Below are 16460 nucleotides of genomic sequence, written 5' to 3'. Positions count from 1 at the left end.
CCGCGAGCAGATCGCGGGCTTTTTCGTTTACCGGGGGCGGTTACCAGCCGACACCGAAGCCAAGGGTATAACGGGTTTCGTCCAGATCCCCCTCGGCACCGCTGACCATATCCTTCTCGGCCTTCATGTTCAGCGACGCCCAATCGGTCACCTTGTAACGCAGACCAACTTCGGCATCCAGGGTGTAATCGGCAACCCCTTCGAGGGGTTTACCCAGCTCACCGACACTGAACAGCTCGACGGTCTTGCCGATCAGGTAGCGGTTGTAGTCCCACTTCACGCTCATCGCATAGAAGCGGTCCTGCTCACCATTGCTATAGCGGTAATCGCTACGGTTGACCAGGGTGGCGATGGAGAACGCGCCCAGCTCGTCATCCCAGAACTGGTAACCGGGACCGGTACCGAGGGTACGCTGACGCTGCACTTCCTCAATGCGGTCGCGCTTGTACTCGAAGCGTCCCTGCCAGAACCATTTCTCGGTAAGGAAACGGTCGAGCGCGTATTCGGCGCTCCAGTTGTCGGTGCTGACCACGTCGTTCTTCAGCTCGCGGTTATAGTCGGCAATTGCGTTATGCCGCCAAAGACCGTGACGGGCCTGGGTCTTGATATCGACGTCGTAGTCGTCGGAGTCACGCTCGCCGCGCTTGTAGTCCAGACCAAGGTCGATATTACCCTTCCAGGTGAAATCCTCCACCAGCGGTTTGGGCTTCATGATCTGTTCGATCTGCGTCAGCTCGATGGTCTTCGGCGCTTCGCCATTGGCCAGGGTCACCTTGCCAGGTTCGGCAGCCAGCAGCGACTTGGCGCGCTCGCCATCCACCGGACCTAGCTTGACCAGCAGCTCGTGATCACTTTCCAGGGTGGCGATTTTCTTCCAGTCCAGCGGAATGGAGCCGCCATAGTCGGTTTCCAGCAGCAGCTTACTGCCGTCGAAGAAGCGGATGGTGCCGGAGAGACGGTCTCCATTCTTCAGCCAGACGGTATCGGCGAAGGCGGCGGAACTGCACAGAGCGATGCTCAGGCCTAGCAGGGACAGCGATATAGAGCGCGACATAAGTTGGGCAACGGCGTTGGTGGACGAAAGCCGGGCATTATCCGCAACCCCGGCGCCAGAGCAACAGCTGACCGGGCCTGATTCGCAGAGTTCAGCTTTTTCCGTCGAGCGGTGCTCTGTAGAGGGGCGTCACCAACCGACGCCCACACCGATCAGGTAATGCCGGTCCGACACCGTACGCCCCTGTCCACGCAACTGGTCCAGTTCATACAAAAGAGAAAGGCGCGTCCACTGATTGAGCCGATAGCGCAAGCCGAACTCACTATCAAGCACGTAGTCGATCTCATCGATTTGCGGAACCTGCAATTCGGCATTGGCGTAGAACTCCAGTCGCGTGCCCCACAGCAGGCGCTTGTAATCCAGTTCCAGCGACGTCGTGTTGAAGGCCAGGTCGGCTATATCAGACTCAAGGCGTACACGGTTGAACTGGCCGATCAGGTCAAAACGCCCCAGCTCGTCATCCCAGAAACGATAACCCGGGCCAGTACCGACGATGCGCTGACGGTCGATGGCTTCGAACTCGTCCTCGGCCTGCTCCACGCCAACCCGCCAGAACCAATGCTCGGAGAGAAAACGATCGAGGTCGTATTCCAGCTCCCAATTGTCCTCGACCTTCCTGTCGTTCTTGGTTTCGCGCTCCAGTTCGCCACTGAGCACATGGCGCCAGCGCCCGTGTTCGATCCGGGTGTCACCCTTGAGCTTCCATTCATCGACATCGTTCTGGTTGCGCTTCATATCCAGCTTGGCGTCGAGGTTGCCCTCCCAGAGGCGGTCTTCCAGCACTGGCCGCGGCGGAATCAGCCGTTTGATCTGCGCCAGCGGCAGGGTGTACTCGCGCTCCCCCTGCACTCGGACCATGCCCGCCCCGGCTGCTGCCAACCTTTCGCTGCGTTCGTTGTCGAAACCGCTGCGGCGCACCAGCAGGGGTTTGTCCGAGCTGAGGGTATCGATATCCTTCCAGTCGATCAGCACCTGGCCGGCATACTTGGTCTTGAGCGCCAGCTTGCCGCCATCGAGCAGGATAATCTCACCGCTGAGACGGTCACCGTTGTTCAGCCAGACGGTATCGGCCCAGATCGGGGCTGCCAGGGTAGAAAGGAACAAGGCGAGTAGTACGCGCATGATGAAGGACGAACCCTATGGGCAAGACGAAACCGCCAGAGTCTGCATGGCCGGCACCACCACCGGCAAGCGTGGAAGCGCGTCGCGAGGCGCTGTATCTGGTACTGGCACAGGTGCCTGAGGGCAAGGTCGTCAGCTATGGTGAACTGGCACAGCTCGCCGGCCTTGGCCGCGCCGCACGTTGGGTCGGCCGCACGCTGAGCCAGTTGCCGGATGGCACCACACTCCCCTGGCATCGTGTGATCGCCGCTGGCGGACGCCTCAGCCTGGCTGCCGGCAGCCCCTCTGGTAACGAACAACGGGCACGTCTGCGCGCGGAGGGCATCAACATCCTGAACGAACGTGTGGATATGCGTCGTCACGGCTGGCGCCCGATGGAGCACAGCAGTTAGAGTGCGCCCTACGAACCACCCCTGCCCAGATTCGAGCCTGATGCCACGCAAATCCTGGCGAGACGCCCTCGCCACCTACGCCAACCCCGCCACACTGGCTCTGCTGCTTCTGGGTTTCGCCGCCGGCCTACCCTACATGCTGGTGTTCTCGACCCTTTCGGTATGGCTGCGCGAAGCCGGAGTAGCACGCGAGACCATCGGTTTCGCCAGCCTCATTGGCCTGGCCTACGCCTTCAAATGGGTGTGGGCGCCAATGCTCGACCAGTGGTGCCTGCCGCTACTGGGCAAACTTGGCCGGCGCCGCTCCTGGCTGGTGCTGTCGCAAGGCCTGGTCGCCATCGGCTTGATCGGCATGGCCTATTACGATCCGCAGACGCATCTGTCGACGCTGATCGCCCTCGCCGTGCTGGTGGCCTTCGCATCGGCCACCCAGGACATTGCCATCGACGCCTACCGCCTGGAAATTCTCGGCGATGAGCATCAGGCTGCGCTGGCCGCCGCTTACATGACCGGCTACCGCGTCGCCGCGCTGCTGGCAACAGCCGGTGCGCTGTACTTTGCCGAAGGCTTCGGCTCGACCGCCAAGAACTACCAGTTCAGCGCCTGGACCGGTACCTATATGCTTTTCGCCCTGCTGATGCTGCCAGGCCTGCTCACCTCCATTTGGATGCGCGAGCCGCCAGCACCACCGCACATCCATGCCGCACCGCCCAAGCACGGATTTTTCCACCAGTTGCTGGCGATCAGCGCGGTCATCATGCTGATCATCGCCGTGCCGACCATGTTCATCCAGTTCTACCAGAGCGATCTGATGCTCATGCTGCTCGGCGACGTCAGCATGCACGAGTTGCTCTACAACGACCGCGCCTTCCTGCGTGCGCTGCTCTACAGCACTCTGGCCTGCGTCTGCGCATCCGGGCTGTTCTGGGGCGGGCTGGCGCCGGTGCTGAAAACGGCTGCCGCCAGGTACGGGTTCTTCCACCAGCTGCTTTCCGTACTGCTGCTGATCATTCTGCTGATCGCCATCCCGGCCATGGTCACCCAGTTCTACGAAAGTGACCTGATGCTGGTGTTCCAGGGCCAGATAAGCCTGCAGGAGCTGCTCTACTACGACCGCGCCTTCCTGCGTGCACTGCTCTATACCCTGCTCACCGGCCTGTCCATCTCCAGCCTGTTCTGGGGCGGCATGGCCCCGGTGCTCACGCCGGTCAATGACTTTATCGTGCGCTATCGCTGGCAGGCGCTGCTGCTGCTAAGCCTGATCGCCACCTATCGCCTGTCCGATACGGTAATGGGCGTGATGGCCAACGTGTTCTACATCGACCAGGGCTTCACCAAGGAACAGATTGCCAGCGTCAGCAAGATTTTCGGCCTGGTGATGACCCTGCTCGGCGCCGGTGTCGGCGGTCTGTTGATCGTGCGCTTCGGCATCATGCCGATTCTGCTGATCGGTGCTGCCGCATCGGCGGCCACCAACTTGATGTTCATGCTGTTGGTGGGCATGGGTCCGCACCTGAACATGCTGATCGTCACCATCAGCTGCGACAATTTCAGCGCAGGCCTGGCTACCTCGGCGTTCGTGGCCTATCTGTCGAGTCTGACCAACCTGAAGTTCTCCGCCACCCAGTACGCCCTGCTCAGTTCCATCATGTTGCTGCTGCCGCGCCTGATCGGCGGCTATTCCGGGGTGATGGTGGAAAGCCTGGGCTACGCGCACTTCTTCCTGGCCACAGCGCTGATGGGAATACCGACACTGCTGCTGATCATCGTCCAGTGGCGGCGTGACAAGCGCCAGCCGTTGCCGGATGCGACGCCACCTGCGCTCGACAAGGCCTGATTGGCAGACAGAAAAAAGCCCCGGATCGACCGGGGCTTTTTCATTTCAGCGCGCCTCACTCGGCCTTGGCTAAATGCACCACCCGCTGTGGGAAGGGAATTCCGATACCCGCCTCGGTCAGACGCTCCTTGGCCAGCTCGGTAAAGGCGAAGGTCACCGGCCAGAAGTCGCCAGTGGCCACCCACACGCGCAGCGACAGGTTCACCGCACTGTCACCCAGCCCGGTCACGAACACAACCGGCGCAGGATCGACATGTACACGCGGGTCCTGGGCGATTTCCAGCAGCACCTCGCGCGCTTTTTTGATGTCGCTGGAGTAATCGATACCGATATTGATATCGGCGCGCCGACGCGGCTCACGCGAGTAGTTGGTGATGTGGCCGTTGGACAGGCTGCCATTGGGCACGATGACGACCTTGTTATCGCCGGTTTTCAGCGTGGTATGGAAGATCTGGATGCTATCGACGCTACCGGAGACACCCTGTGCCTCGATCCAATCACCAGCCCGAAACGGACGGAACAGCATGATCAGCACGCCACCGGCGAAGTTGGCCAGGCTGCCCTGCAACGCCAGGCCGATGGCCAGACCCGCGGCACCGATCATGGCGATGAACGAAGTGGTCTCCACACCGATCATCGAAGCCACGCTGATCAGCAGCAGAATACGCAGCACGATGCTGACCAGGCTGCCAATGAAGCTGCTCAACGCGCGGTCCACCTTACGCGCTGCGAGCATGCTCTCGATGCTCGACGTCAGCCGGCTGACCAGCCACCAGCCGATCAGCAGAGTGATCACTGCCAGGGTCAGCTTGCCGCTGTACTCCAACACCACCGGCAGCCAGGCCTCGGATATTTTCACCAGTTCCTCGACGTTCATCTCCATAGGGTGCTCCTGTTTTCCCGTACATGAAACGAAACCGCCATGGCAAGCCATGGCGGTCAGAATGCTATCAACCTAGCCTGCGACGCCTCAGCATCACAAAGGTTCAATCGCGGAAGTTGTTGTACTGTAGCGGCATGCCGAACTCGTGACCGCGCAGCAGGGCGATGGCTTCCTGCAGATCGTCACGTTTCTTGCCGGTCACGCGTACCTGCTCGCCCTGGATAGCGGCCTGCACCTTGAGCTTGGCGTCCTTGATGTGAGCGACGATCTTCTTCGCCAGCTCCTTGTCGATGCCCTCACGGAAGGTGACCTCCTGCTTCATCACCTTGCCCGAGGCATAGGGCTCCTTGGTTTCCATGCACTGGCAGTCGATCTTGCGCTTGACCAGACTGCTGCGCACGATGTCGAGCATCTGCTCGAGCATGAATTCGGCTTCGGCGGTCAAGGTCAGCGCCTTGTCCTTGCTCTCGATGCTGCACTTGCCGCGCAGGTCGAAACGGCGGTCGAGTTCCTTGATGGCGTTATCGACCGCATTGGTCAGTTCGTGTTTATCCAGTTCGGACACGACGTCGAACGAAGGCATGAGTGGGCTCCTGATGGACGGCGCGATCCTCTTCACGGAGTGAACGCGCCTGACTTGACGATAACTATGGCGGCCTCATTATAACCAGTCTGATAAACGCCGTTTGGCGTCCTTCCCTCCTGCCTGCGAGCCAGTACCATGCCCAACCCCCATCTCAGCATCCTGGTGGTGGACGACGCCAAGTTCTCCAGCGCCATGATTGGCCGTGCACTGAGCCAGGCTGGCTACCAGGACGTGCGCTTTGCCAGCAGCGCCAGCGAAGCCCTGCAGCAGCTGGAGCAGCGCCCGGCCAGCGTATTGCTGGCCGACTGGCTGATGCCCGAGATCGACGGCCTGGAACTGACCGCGCGGGTACGCCAGCTGGACGAGACCGCCGACCACTACACCTACATCATCCTGCTGACCGGCAAGGAAGGCGAAAACGTGCTGGGCGAAGCCTTCGATCGTGGCGTCGATGACTTCATCAGCAAGGCGGCCATGAACGAGCAGCTGGTGCCACGTGTGTACGCCGCCGACCGGTTGTGCAATACCCTGCAGCGCCTGCTGCACGAAAACCGCATGCTCACGCAGAATGTCGCCAGCCTGGAGCGCCGCAACCTGGTCGACCCGCTGACGGGGCTGGGCAACCCGCGCTATTTGCGGCAGAAGCTCTCCGACAGCTTGCGCCAGATCGAATCACGCGGCGGCGCCGTCTGCTACCTGTTGATAGGCCTGCCCGAAGCCACGCAGCTGCGTAGCCAGTATGGAGAACGCTTCTTCAACGAGCTGCTGCGCAGTGCCGCCCGCCGCCTGCAGCAGCTGGTCAGGCCGCTGGATGTGCTGACCCGTCTGGATGACAACCATTTTGGCCTGATCACGCTGCTCGAGGATCTGCAGGAATGCTCGCCGAGCAGTTTCAAGCGTCTGCACGAGGGGCTGAACCTCAAGGCATTCAAGACCAGTGAAGGCTTCATCACCCTGAAGGCGGGCATCAGCCTGGTCGGCATCGATGCAAAGGCACTGCCCAACGACCCCGAGCAACTGATCCTGCATGCACAAAAGCTGCTGGCCGAGTCCTACGCCAGCGGTCGCGTCGCAGCCATGCGCCTGCCTCTGCCGTGACCTGGCACATCCTCGGCGCCGGTAGCCTCGGCAGCCTGTGGGCTACACGCCTGGCCCGTGCCGGTCTGCCGGTCAGGTTGATTCTGCGCAACCGGCAACGCCTCGCGGCCTACCAGCAGGCCGGCGGCCTGACCCTGATCGAAGCGGGCCAGGCCCAGCAGTACGCCATTGCCGCGGAGTTACCACAGGCCGACGCGCCCATCCATCGTCTGCTGCTGGCTTGCAAGGCCTATGACGCGCAAAGCGCGGTGGCGACCATCGCCGAGCGTCTGGCCCCGGGCGCCGAACTGCTGCTGTTGCAGAACGGACTGGGCAGCCAGGATGAAGTCGCCCAACGCCTACCCGGACAGCGTTGCCTGTTCGTCTCCAGCACCGAAGGGGCCTTTCGCCCTGCCGACTTTCAGGTGGTGTTCGCCGGCAACGGCTACAACTGGCTGGGCGACCCGAACAATCCCCAGCCGCCAGCCTGGCTGGACGACCTGCAGCGCGCCGGCATCGCCCACCAGTGGAGCACGGATATCCTCGCGCGCCTGTGGCGCAAGCTGGCGCTCAATTGCGCGATCAACCCGCTCACTGTGCTGCACGACTGTCGCAATGGCGGCCTGAGCGAACACCCGGCCGAAGTCGCCATCCTGTGCACTGAACTCACGGAGCTGCTGCAGCTCTGTGGCCAACCGGCTGCGGCGGACAACCTGCACGAGGAAGTGCAACGGGTGATTCATGCCACCGCGGCAAACTACTCCTCCATGCACCAGGATGTAGCCCTGGGTCGCCGCACCGAGATCAGTTATCTGCTTGGCTACGCCTGTGCCGCTGCGCAGCGCCATGGGTTGCAGTTGCCGCACCTGCAGCATGTGCAACAGCGCTTGCTTGAGCATCTGCAAGCACGTGGCCTGCCAGTGAACTAGCGGGCCAGGCCGTGGCAATGACAGCCCTGGCGCGCTAACCTGCCCGCTCTACTCGCCACAGCGATAAGCTCATGAGATTGCGTCAGCGCCTCGAAAACCTGCCGGTTGGCCGCAAACTGCTTGCCGCGCTGCTGGTGCTGCTCGCCGCGGTGATGCTGGTGGCCAACCTGGCGTTCATCAGCGCAGCCTACTGGATCACCCAGGAGAGCATGGCGCCACAGGCCCTGCACACTCTGGGTCGACTCATCGCCAGTCCGACACTGAGCAAGGAGGCCCTGCACTCATCAGCCTCGGCCGAGGCGGTGCTCAAGCGCCTGGACGATTATGCGCCGCTGCGTGCAGCGGTCATCTATGACAGCAACGGCAACAGCCTGGCACAACTGCAGCGAGGGGAAAAACTGCAGCTGCCACAACAGCTCGGCCAGCTGCAGAACTGGCGTGACACCGCCTTTCGCACCAACCTGCTGGTTGACCTGCCGCACCCCAGCGGTCGCCCCGGAGCGCTGCTGCTGGTCGCGTCCAGCGAGCTGCCCAGTGTCTTCTATACCGGCACCCTGACCGCCAGCCTGGTAATCCTGGCGTTCAGTGTGCTGCTCTGGCTGCTGGTGGCCAAACAGATCAAACGCCTGGTAACCAAGCCCATCCGCCGCCTGGAGGAACTGTCCCGCCAGGTTACCCGCGAAGAAAACTATGCGCTGCGCGCCAACCGCGGTCACCAGGATGAAATCGGTAGCCTGGCCGACGCCTTCAATACCATGCTGATGCGCATGGAAGCGCGTGAACAGCAACTCAAACGCGCGCGCGACGACGCCCAGCAGGCCTTTGACCAGGCACAGAGCCTGGCCGAGGAAACCCGCCACTCCAACCGCAAGCTGGAGCTGGAAGTCCAGGTGCGCAGCAAGATCGAGAAGAAGCTCACCGGCTTCCAGAATTACCTCAACAGCATCATCGACTCCATGCCTTCGGCGCTGATTGCCCTCGACGAGCAGCTGTACGTAACGCAGTGGAATCAGGAGGCCAGCACGCTATCCGGCACGCGCCTGGAAGAGGCTCTGAACCAGCCAGTGTTCCTCGCCTTTCCACCACTCAAGCCGTTCCTCCCCCAACTCAAGCGCACCGCCGAACAGCACCGGGTGGAAAAGATCGAGCGCGTAACCTGGCACAAGGACGAAGAGCCCCATCACTACGCCCTGACCTTCTACCCACTGATGGGTGGTGCCGGGCGCGGTGTGGTGATCCGCATCGACGACATCACCCAGCGCCTGGCTCTCGAAGAAATGATGGTGCAGTCGGAAAAGATGCTCTCGGTCGGCGGCCTGGCCGCAGGCATGGCACACGAGATCAACAACCCGCTCGGCGCCATCCTGCACAACGTGCAGAACATTCGCCGACGTCTGTCACCGGACCTGGAGAAGAATCTCGAACAGGCCGAGCAGGCCGGCATCAGTCTGGATGCCATCCAGCAGTACATGGCCGCGCGCGAGATACCACGCCTGCTCGACGGCATCCAGCAGGCCGGCCAGCGCGCGGCCAAGATCGTCAGCCACATGCTCAGTTTCAGCCGCCGTAGCAACCGCCAGCTATCGCCTTGCGATCTGCCGGCGCTGATCGATCAGGCCCTGGAGATCGCCGGCAATGACTTCGATCTGACCGATAGTTTCGACTTCAAGACCCTGGAGATCGTGCGTCAGTTCGACCCGTTGCTAGGCCCGGTGGCAGGCACCGCCAACGAGCTTGAGCAGGTACTGCTTAACCTGCTGAAGAACGCTGCCCAAGCCATTCACCAGCGCGATGAGGGGGCCGAATCAGGCCGCATCACCCTGCGCACGAGGCAGGTCGGCAGTTGGGCAGAAGTACAGGTGGAGGACAACGGCACCGGCATGAGCGAGGCGGTACGCAAGCGCATCTTCGAGCCTTTCTTCACCACCAAGGAGGTCGGTCAGGGCACCGGGCTCGGCCTGGCGGTCTCCTACTTCATCATCACCAACAATCACAAAGGGCAGATGGAGGTGCACTCCACGCCAGGCCAGGGCACCTGTTTCACCCTGCGCCTACCGCTCGCCTCGCTGCCCGCCCACACAGGACTCTGAGCCATGGGCTTTCGCCTCTCGAAGATCTATACCCGCACCGGCGACAAGGGTGAAACCGGTCTGGCCGACGGCCGCCGGGTCGGCAAGGACCACCCACGTATCGAGGCCATCGGCGAGCTGGACACACTCAACAGTCAGCTCGGCCTGCTACTCGCCGAACTCGACGAGGCGGCCACGACCTGGCCAGGGCTCAAGGAAATCAGCGAAGTGCTGAGCCCCTGCCAGCACCGCCTGTTCGACCTCGGTGGCGAACTGGCGATGCCCGAGTATCAGGCCCTGCAACAGGGGGAAGTGCAGCGCCTGGAGGCCGCCATCGACAGTTGGAACGAAGAGGTCGGGCCTCTTGAGAACTTCATCCTGCCTGGCGGCTCTAGGCTGATCGCCCAGGCCCACGTGTGTCGTAGTCTCGCGCGCAGCAGTGAGCGCCGCTGCCAACACATCAATGCCGTCGAGCCGCTACGCGCCGAGGGCCTGGCCTACGTCAACCGCCTCTCTGATCTGCTGTTCGTCGCCGCCCGCCTGATCGCCAAGCGCCAGGGCATTGCCGAAGTTCTGTGGAAAGCTGCGGACAAGCCTTGATCACTCGGTAAGCCGTAGGGTGCGCCGTGCGCACCGGGAAAATACCGCGCTGAATGCTAGGCACGCCCCTACCGCGGCCAGAACGCGCGGATGCCCGCCACACCCTGGGCGCCAATCTGCCAGGCGCGCTCGATATCGGCCGGGCCGACGCCGCCCAACAGGTAAGCCGGCAGGTTGAAATGGGTCAGCATCTCGCTTGCTGCCTCCCAGCCCAGCGGCAGTGCTTCGGGATGCGTTGCGGTCGCCTGCAGCGGCGACAAGGTGACGAAATCCACACCCATCTGCGCTGCCAACACCAGCTCCTCGGCATTGTGGCAGGACGCTGCCAGCCAGCGATGCTCCGGGAAAGGCCGGCCGCCAGCGGCATGCTTGCGCAGCTGCTCGGCAGTCAGATGCCAGCCTGCCGCCGGAAAGTCGCCCAGCCATTCCAGCGGTCCTTTGAGCATCAGTTGCGCCTTGCCGGCGCACAGGCCCTGCACGTCGACTGCCAGGTCGCGGTACTGCGGGTCGAACATGTTCGGCGCACGCAGCTGAATCAACCGGACACCTTGCGCCAGGGCACTGCGGATGCCGGCGAGCAGCTCGCTCGGTTCCAGGCCGTCAGGGGTGATCAGGTAACGATCCGGCAGGCGCGCGGCGGCGACGATGGGCTTGTTGGCAGCGGGAAACTCGTACTCCAGCAGTTGCCGCTCGCTGACCCAGGCCAGCGGCTGGCCTTCGGCGCCATGGGGCTCACCGCTGAAAGTCGAGACTTCCCAGACGTCCAGCAACACCTGCTTGTCCGGGTAATCGTGGCGAATCTGAATCAGCGCACGCGCCGCTTGCGGACGGATGCCCAGCTCTTCCTGCAACTCACGGTCGAGGGCGACGCGCACTGCCTCGCCCTCTTCCACCTTGCCGCCGGGAAACTCCCACAGACCACCCTGGTGCTTATCCTGCGGGCGCTTGGCAATCAGGATGCGTCCATCGACACCCCGAATCACCGCTGCGGCGACATGAACACGCTTCACCCCTTCACCTCCTGCAATGCTGCCTGATACCAGCGTTGGAACGCCGGCCAACGATAGATGGTTTCGACATAGGCCGCTGCCGCTGTCGGTAGCGCCACACGATAGCTGCGCAGTCGCGCGGCGACCGGCGCGTAGAAGGCATCGGCGATGCTGGCCTGGCCGAACAGATAGTTGCCGGTACTGGCGTAACGCTCACGGCAGCCAGCCCAGATCGCGCAGATGCGATCGATATCGGCCTGCGCCTCGTCAGGCAGTTCGGCCAGCGCCTTGTCCCGCGCCAGGTCCATGGGCAGATGACTGCGCAGCGCCGTGAAGCCGCTGTGCATCTCCGCACAGATACTGCGCGCCAGCGCGCGAGCCTGCTGCTCCTGCGGCCACAGCTGCGCTTCTGGATAGCATTCGGCCAGGTACTCGGCAATCGCTAGGGAGTCCCACACCGCACCCTGCTCGGTCAGCAGAACCGGCACCTTGCCGGTGGGCGAATAGCGCAACAGTTGTGCGCGACTGTCTGGCTGAAACAAACGCACCCGCAGCTCTTCGCAGTCGGCACCGGCCAGATCGACCGCCAGCGCCGCACGCAGAGACCAGGAGGAATAGTTCCTGTCACCAATCACCAGTTGCAGTGCCATCTCGCGTGTCCTCGCCTACGTTCCTGGAAATACCCCGAAGTCGATCGACGTTAAAAGCCCGCCCCCCGAATAGCAAATTCCCGCGCGTCATGGGGTCATGAGGCGCGGGAATAATGGACGGCCGGGACTGATCAGGTGCGGTATTCGGCGTTGATCTTGACGTACTCGTGGGACAGGTCGGTGGTCCAGATGGTCTCGCTGCAGCTGCCGCGACCCAGCTCGATACGGATGGTGATCTCCTCACGCGCCATCACTGCTGCGCCCTGCTCTTCGGTATAGGTGGTCGCACGGCAACCCTTGCTGGCGATGCAGACTTCGCCGAGGAAAACGTCGATCTTGCTCACATCCAGTTGCGGTACGCCGGCATAGCCGACAGCAGCGAGGATACGCCCCCAGTTGGGATCGGAGGCGAACAGCGCGGTCTTGATCAGCGGCGAATGGGCCACGGCATAAGCCACGTCCAGGCACTCCTGATGGGTGCCACCGCCGTTGACCTGCACGGTAACAAACTTGGTCGCGCCTTCACCGTCACGGACGATGGCCTGCGCCACTTCCATGAACACTTCGAACACCGCCTGCTTGAGCTTGGCGAACAGCTCACCGGAGGCGTCGCTGATCTCAGGCAGTGCGACCTGGCCGGTAGCGATCAGCATGCAGCAGTCGTTGGTCGAGGTGTCGCCGTCGATGGTGATGCGGTTGAACGACTTGTTGGCCGCGTCGCGCACCAGATCCTGCAGCACACCCTGGGCGACCTTGGCGTCGGTGGCGATATAGCCGAGCATGGTAGCCATGTTCGGACGAATCATGCCGGCGCCCTTGCTGATGCCGGTAACGGTGACGGTCACGCCATCGTGCTGGAACTGGCGGCTGGCACCCTTGGGCAGGGTGTCGGTGGTCATGATGCCGGTGGCGGCAGCTTCCCAGTTGTCGGTCTTGAGATCGTCCAGTGCAGCCTGCAGCGCGGATTCGATCTTCTCCACCGGCAGCGGCTCACCGATCACCCCGGTGGAAAACGGCAGCACGGCGCTTTCGGCCACACCGGTCAGCTCGGCCAGGCGGGCACAGGCGCGGCGCGCACGAGCCAGGCCATCGGCACCGGTACCGGCATTGGCGTTGCCGGTGTTGGTCAGCAGGTAACGCACCTCGCCACCCAGGCGCTCGCGCGTGATCAGCACAGGTGCCGCGCAGAAGGCGTTGGTGGTGGTCACCCCGGCGATACGCGAGCCTTCGGCACAGCGCATCACCACCACATCCTTGCGCCCAGGACGCTTGATGCCGGCCGAGGCGATACCGAGCTCGAAACCAGGAACCGGGTGCAGGGTAGACAGCGGGCCAAGACCAACAGCCATGAGATGCGCTCCTTCAGATATACGGTGATCGCTTCGGCGACCGAATGAGATGGTAAAACGCCGCGAGCGGCTGGGCCGTTCGCGGCGTTGTCAGGGCGCTGGCAGCATAGCCGAAGCGCCCGCCACTGCAAGCGGTCCGATCAGCCGATCTGACCGTGGCAGTGCTTGTACTTCTTACCCGAACCGCAAGGGCACGGCTCGTTACGGCCAACCTTCTGCTCGGCACGTACCGGAGCGGCGGCCATCGCAACGTCGCCTTCTGCGCCATCGTTCTCTTCAGCCGCCAGTGCCGAGGCCTCGGCGTGCTGGAACTGCATGCGCTCGGCCATGGCTTCGGCTTCGCGGCGCAGACGAGCTTCTTCTTCGGCCGGATCTTCGCGCCGCACCTGAACGTGGCTGAGTACACGGATGGTGTCGCGCTTGATCGACTCCAGCAGTTCCTGGAACAGGGCGAAGGACTCGCGCTTGTATTCCTGCTTGGGGTTCTTCTGCGCATAGCCACGCAGGTGAATGCCGTGACGCAGGTGATCCATGGTCGACAGGTGGTCTTTCCACAGATCGTCGAGCACGCGCAGCAGAATCTGCTTCTCGAAGGTGCGCAGGGCCTCGGCGCTGGCCTGGGTTTCCTTCTCGTTGTAAGCCGCCAGCAGCTCGGCGAGGATGCGCTCGCGCAGGGTTTCCTCGTACAGCTTGTCGTCTTCGTCCAGCCACTGCTGGATCGGCAACTTCAGGCCGAAATCGCTCTGCAGGGTGGACTCCAGACCGGCGACATCCCACTGTTCCGGCATCGACTGCGGCGGAATATGGTTATTGATGGCGGCGGTCAGCACTTCCTCGCGGAACTCGGCGATGGTGTCGCCGACGTTCTCGGCAGCCAGCAGGCTGTTGCGCATGTGGTAGATCACCTTGCGCTGCTCGTTGGCCACGTCGTCGAATTCGAGCAGTTGCTTGCGCATGTCGAAGTTGCGACCTTCGACCTTGCGCTGGGCCTTCTCGATGGCATTGGTGACCATGCGGTGCTCGATGGCCTCGCCGGACTGCATGCCCAGAGCCTTCATGAAGTTCTTCACCCGATCCGAAGCGAAGATGCGCATCAGGTTGTCTTCCAGCGACAGGTAGAAGCGGCTGGAACCCGGGTCACCCTGACGGCCGGCACGGCCACGCAGCTGGTTGTCGATACGGCGCGATTCGTGACGTTCGGAAGCGATCACGTGCAGGCCGCCGGCTTCGATCACTTGCTGATGACGCTTCTGCCATTCGGCCTTGATCTGCGCGATCTGCTCGTCGGTCGGGTTTTCCAGCGCAGCAACTTCCACTTCCCAGTTGCCACCGAGGAGGATGTCGGTACCGCGACCGGCCATGTTGGTAGCGATGGTCAGCGCCCCCGGACGACCGGCCTGGGCGATGATCTCGGCCTCCTTGTCGTGGAACTTGGCGTTGAGCACCTTGTGCTCGATGCCTTCCTTGCTTAGCAGCTGGCTGACGTACTCGGAGGTTTCGATGGTGGCGGTACCGACCAGAATCGGCCGGCCCTGGGCCTGGCATTCCTTGATGTCGGCGATGATCGCCTGGTACTTCTCTTCCTGGGTCAGATAGACCAGGTCGTTGAAGTCCTTACGCGCAATCGGCTTGTTGGTCGGGATGACCATCACGTCCAGACCGTAGATCTGACGGAACTCGAAGGCCTCGGTGTCGGCGGTACCGGTCATGCCGGACAGCTTGTTGTAGAGACGGAAGTAGTTCTGGAAGGTGGTCGAGGCGAGGGTCTGGCTCTCGGCCTGGATATTCACCCCTTCCTTCGCTTCGATGGCCTGGTGCAGGCCCTCGGAGAGGCGGCGGCCCGGCATCGTACGGCCGGTGTGCTCGTCGATCAGGATCACCTGACCGTTCTGCACGATGTACTCGACATTGCGATTGAACAGCTTGTGCGCGCGCAGGCCGGCGTAAACATGGGTCAGCAAGCCAAGGTTGTGCGCGGAATAGAGGCTCTCGCCTTCAGCCAGCAGGCCAGCTGCGGTAAGCATCTCTTCGACATACTGGTGGCCAGCTTCGTTGAGCTCGACCTGGCGGGTTTTCTCGTCGACCTTGTAGTGACCTTCCTGAGTCACCACGCCTTCCTCTTCCTCGATGTGCTGCTTGAGGCGCGGGATCAGCTTGTTGATCTCGATGTACAGCTTGGAGCTGTCTTCAGCCTGACCAGAGATGATCAGCGGGGTACGGGCTTCGTCGATGAGGATGGAGTCGACTTCGTCGATCACGGCGAAATTCAGCTCGCGCTGGAATTTGTCTTCCAGGCTGAAGGCCATGTTGTCACGCAGGTAATCGAAACCGAATTCGTTGTTGGTGCCATAGGTGATGTCGGCGGCGTAAGCAGCACGTTTCTCTTCAGGCGGCTGGAAGGGGGTAACGATGCCCACCGACAAGCCCAGGAATTCATACAGCGGACGCATCCAGTTGGCGTCGCGGCGAGCCAGGTATTCGTTGACCGTGACCACGTGCACGCCCTTGCCGGACAGCGCATTGAGGTAGACCGCCAGGGTACCTACCAGGGTCTTGCCCTCACCGGTACGCATCTCGGCAATCTTGCCTTCATGCAGGGCCATGCCGCCGATCAGCTGCACATCGAAGTGGCGCATGCCCATCACTCGCTTACCGGCCTCACGGGCCACAGCAAAGGCTTCGGGAAGCAGCTTATCGAGGGTTTCGCCCTGAGCCAAACGGCCCTTGAACTCTTCGGTCTTGCTACGCAGTTGCTCGTCCGACAGGGCGATCATCTGCTCTTCGAGGACGTTGACGGACTGCACCGCCTTGACCAAGCGTTTGACTTCACGCTCATTCTTGCTTCCGAAAAGTTTTTTAAACAGAGGCGCAAACATATCGACAGGATCTTCCGGCGAATGGATGGAGGTCGGCGCAAATCGCG

General features: G+C 62.3%; 13 protein-coding genes and 1 pseudogene. 6 read left to right on the top strand and 8 right to left on the bottom strand.

Going from position 1 to position 16460, the window contains the following annotated elements; genetic code table 11:
- Window positions 1-40 precede the first annotated feature (40 nt).
- A complete protein-coding gene (locus tag ACNFCJ_RS18605; RefSeq protein ID WP_416772947.1) occupies window positions 41-1054 on the bottom strand; it encodes a DUF481 domain-containing protein in 1014 nt (337 codons plus the stop codon).
- Window positions 1055-1183: 129 nt separating this feature from the next.
- Window positions 1184-2176 carry a DUF481 domain-containing protein gene (locus ACNFCJ_RS18600; RefSeq protein ID WP_416772945.1) on the bottom strand — a complete coding sequence of 331 codons (993 nt, stop codon included), beginning with the start codon at window positions 2174-2176 and terminating at the stop codon, window positions 1184-1186.
- A gap of 17 nt (window positions 2177-2193) precedes the next feature.
- Here ACNFCJ_RS18600 and ACNFCJ_RS18595 point away from each other — a divergent pair, with 17 nt between their 5' ends.
- Together ACNFCJ_RS18595 and ACNFCJ_RS18590 are read left to right on the top strand one after the other, a co-directional pair.
- Window positions 2194-2568 (top strand): MGMT family protein, encoded by a 375-nt coding sequence (locus ACNFCJ_RS18595; protein WP_100548086.1) that lies wholly within the window; start codon window positions 2194-2196, stop codon window positions 2566-2568.
- Window positions 2569-2608: 40 nt separating this feature from the next.
- The gene (locus tag ACNFCJ_RS18590; RefSeq protein ID WP_416772943.1) at window positions 2609-4405 is read left to right on the top strand and encodes an AmpG family muropeptide MFS transporter; all 1797 of its coding nucleotides are present in this window, start codon (window positions 2609-2611) and stop codon (window positions 4403-4405) included.
- A gap of 55 nt (window positions 4406-4460) precedes the next feature.
- Here ACNFCJ_RS18590 and ACNFCJ_RS18585 read toward each other — a convergent pair whose 3' ends face one another.
- Both ACNFCJ_RS18585 and ACNFCJ_RS18580 read right to left on the bottom strand, forming a co-directional pair.
- Window positions 4461-5288 (bottom strand): mechanosensitive ion channel family protein, encoded by an 828-nt coding sequence (locus tag ACNFCJ_RS18585; RefSeq protein ID WP_416772942.1) that lies wholly within the window; start codon window positions 5286-5288, stop codon window positions 4461-4463.
- A gap of 103 nt (window positions 5289-5391) precedes the next feature.
- Window positions 5392-5871, bottom strand: coding sequence for a YajQ family cyclic di-GMP-binding protein (locus tag ACNFCJ_RS18580; RefSeq protein WP_013714167.1), 480 nt, complete (start codon window positions 5869-5871; stop codon window positions 5392-5394).
- Window positions 5872-6006: 135 nt separating this feature from the next.
- On the opposite strand from ACNFCJ_RS18580, the pseudogene ACNFCJ_RS18575 reads away from it, so the two are divergent.
- The 4 genes and pseudogenes from ACNFCJ_RS18575 to ACNFCJ_RS18560 all read left to right on the top strand — a co-directional run.
- Window positions 6007-6972: pseudogene (locus tag ACNFCJ_RS18575) on the top strand (response regulator); the annotation flags it as partial.
- The gene (locus ACNFCJ_RS18570) at window positions 6969-7880 is read left to right on the top strand and encodes a putative 2-dehydropantoate 2-reductase (RefSeq protein ID WP_416772940.1); all 912 of its coding nucleotides are present in this window, start codon (window positions 6969-6971) and stop codon (window positions 7878-7880) included. The pseudogene ACNFCJ_RS18575 and the gene ACNFCJ_RS18570, both read left to right, overlap by 4 nt.
- Window positions 7881-7951: 71 nt before the next feature.
- Window positions 7952-9970 (top strand): ATP-binding protein, encoded by a 2019-nt coding sequence (locus tag ACNFCJ_RS18565; protein ID WP_416772938.1) that lies wholly within the window; start codon window positions 7952-7954, stop codon window positions 9968-9970.
- 3 nt (window positions 9971-9973) lie between these two features.
- The gene (locus ACNFCJ_RS18560) at window positions 9974-10549 is read left to right on the top strand and encodes a cob(I)yrinic acid a,c-diamide adenosyltransferase (protein WP_416772936.1); all 576 of its coding nucleotides are present in this window, start codon (window positions 9974-9976) and stop codon (window positions 10547-10549) included.
- Between the two features lie 68 nt (window positions 10550-10617).
- Here ACNFCJ_RS18560 and ACNFCJ_RS18555 read toward each other — a convergent pair whose 3' ends face one another.
- The 4 genes from ACNFCJ_RS18555 to secA all read right to left on the bottom strand — a co-directional run bounded on the left by ACNFCJ_RS18555 (window position 10618) and on the right by secA (window position 16413).
- Window positions 10618-11559 (bottom strand): Nudix family hydrolase, encoded by a 942-nt coding sequence (locus ACNFCJ_RS18555; RefSeq protein WP_416772935.1) that lies wholly within the window; start codon window positions 11557-11559, stop codon window positions 10618-10620.
- Window positions 11556-12188, bottom strand: a complete 633-nt coding sequence (locus tag ACNFCJ_RS18550) for a glutathione S-transferase family protein (RefSeq protein ID WP_416772934.1) — start codon at window positions 12186-12188, stop codon at window positions 11556-11558. Before ACNFCJ_RS18550 ends, ACNFCJ_RS18555 begins: the two co-directional genes overlap by 4 nt.
- 131 nt (window positions 12189-12319) lie before the next feature.
- Window positions 12320-13537 (bottom strand): bifunctional glutamate N-acetyltransferase/amino-acid acetyltransferase ArgJ, encoded by a 1218-nt coding sequence (argJ, locus tag ACNFCJ_RS18545; protein WP_416772932.1) that lies wholly within the window; start codon window positions 13535-13537, stop codon window positions 12320-12322.
- 140 nt (window positions 13538-13677) lie between these two features.
- Complete coding sequence (secA, locus tag ACNFCJ_RS18540; protein WP_416772930.1) at window positions 13678-16413, bottom strand: preprotein translocase subunit SecA; 2736 nt, start codon at window positions 16411-16413, stop codon at window positions 13678-13680.
- Between the last annotated feature and the right edge of the window lie 47 nt (window positions 16414-16460).

Source organism: Pseudomonas sp. NY15364 (assembly GCF_048068235.1).
In the GTDB taxonomy this organism is placed as follows: domain Bacteria; phylum Pseudomonadota; class Gammaproteobacteria; order Pseudomonadales; family Pseudomonadaceae; genus Aquipseudomonas; species Aquipseudomonas mendocina_D.
This window is presented reverse-complemented; position numbering and strand designations above follow the sequence as displayed.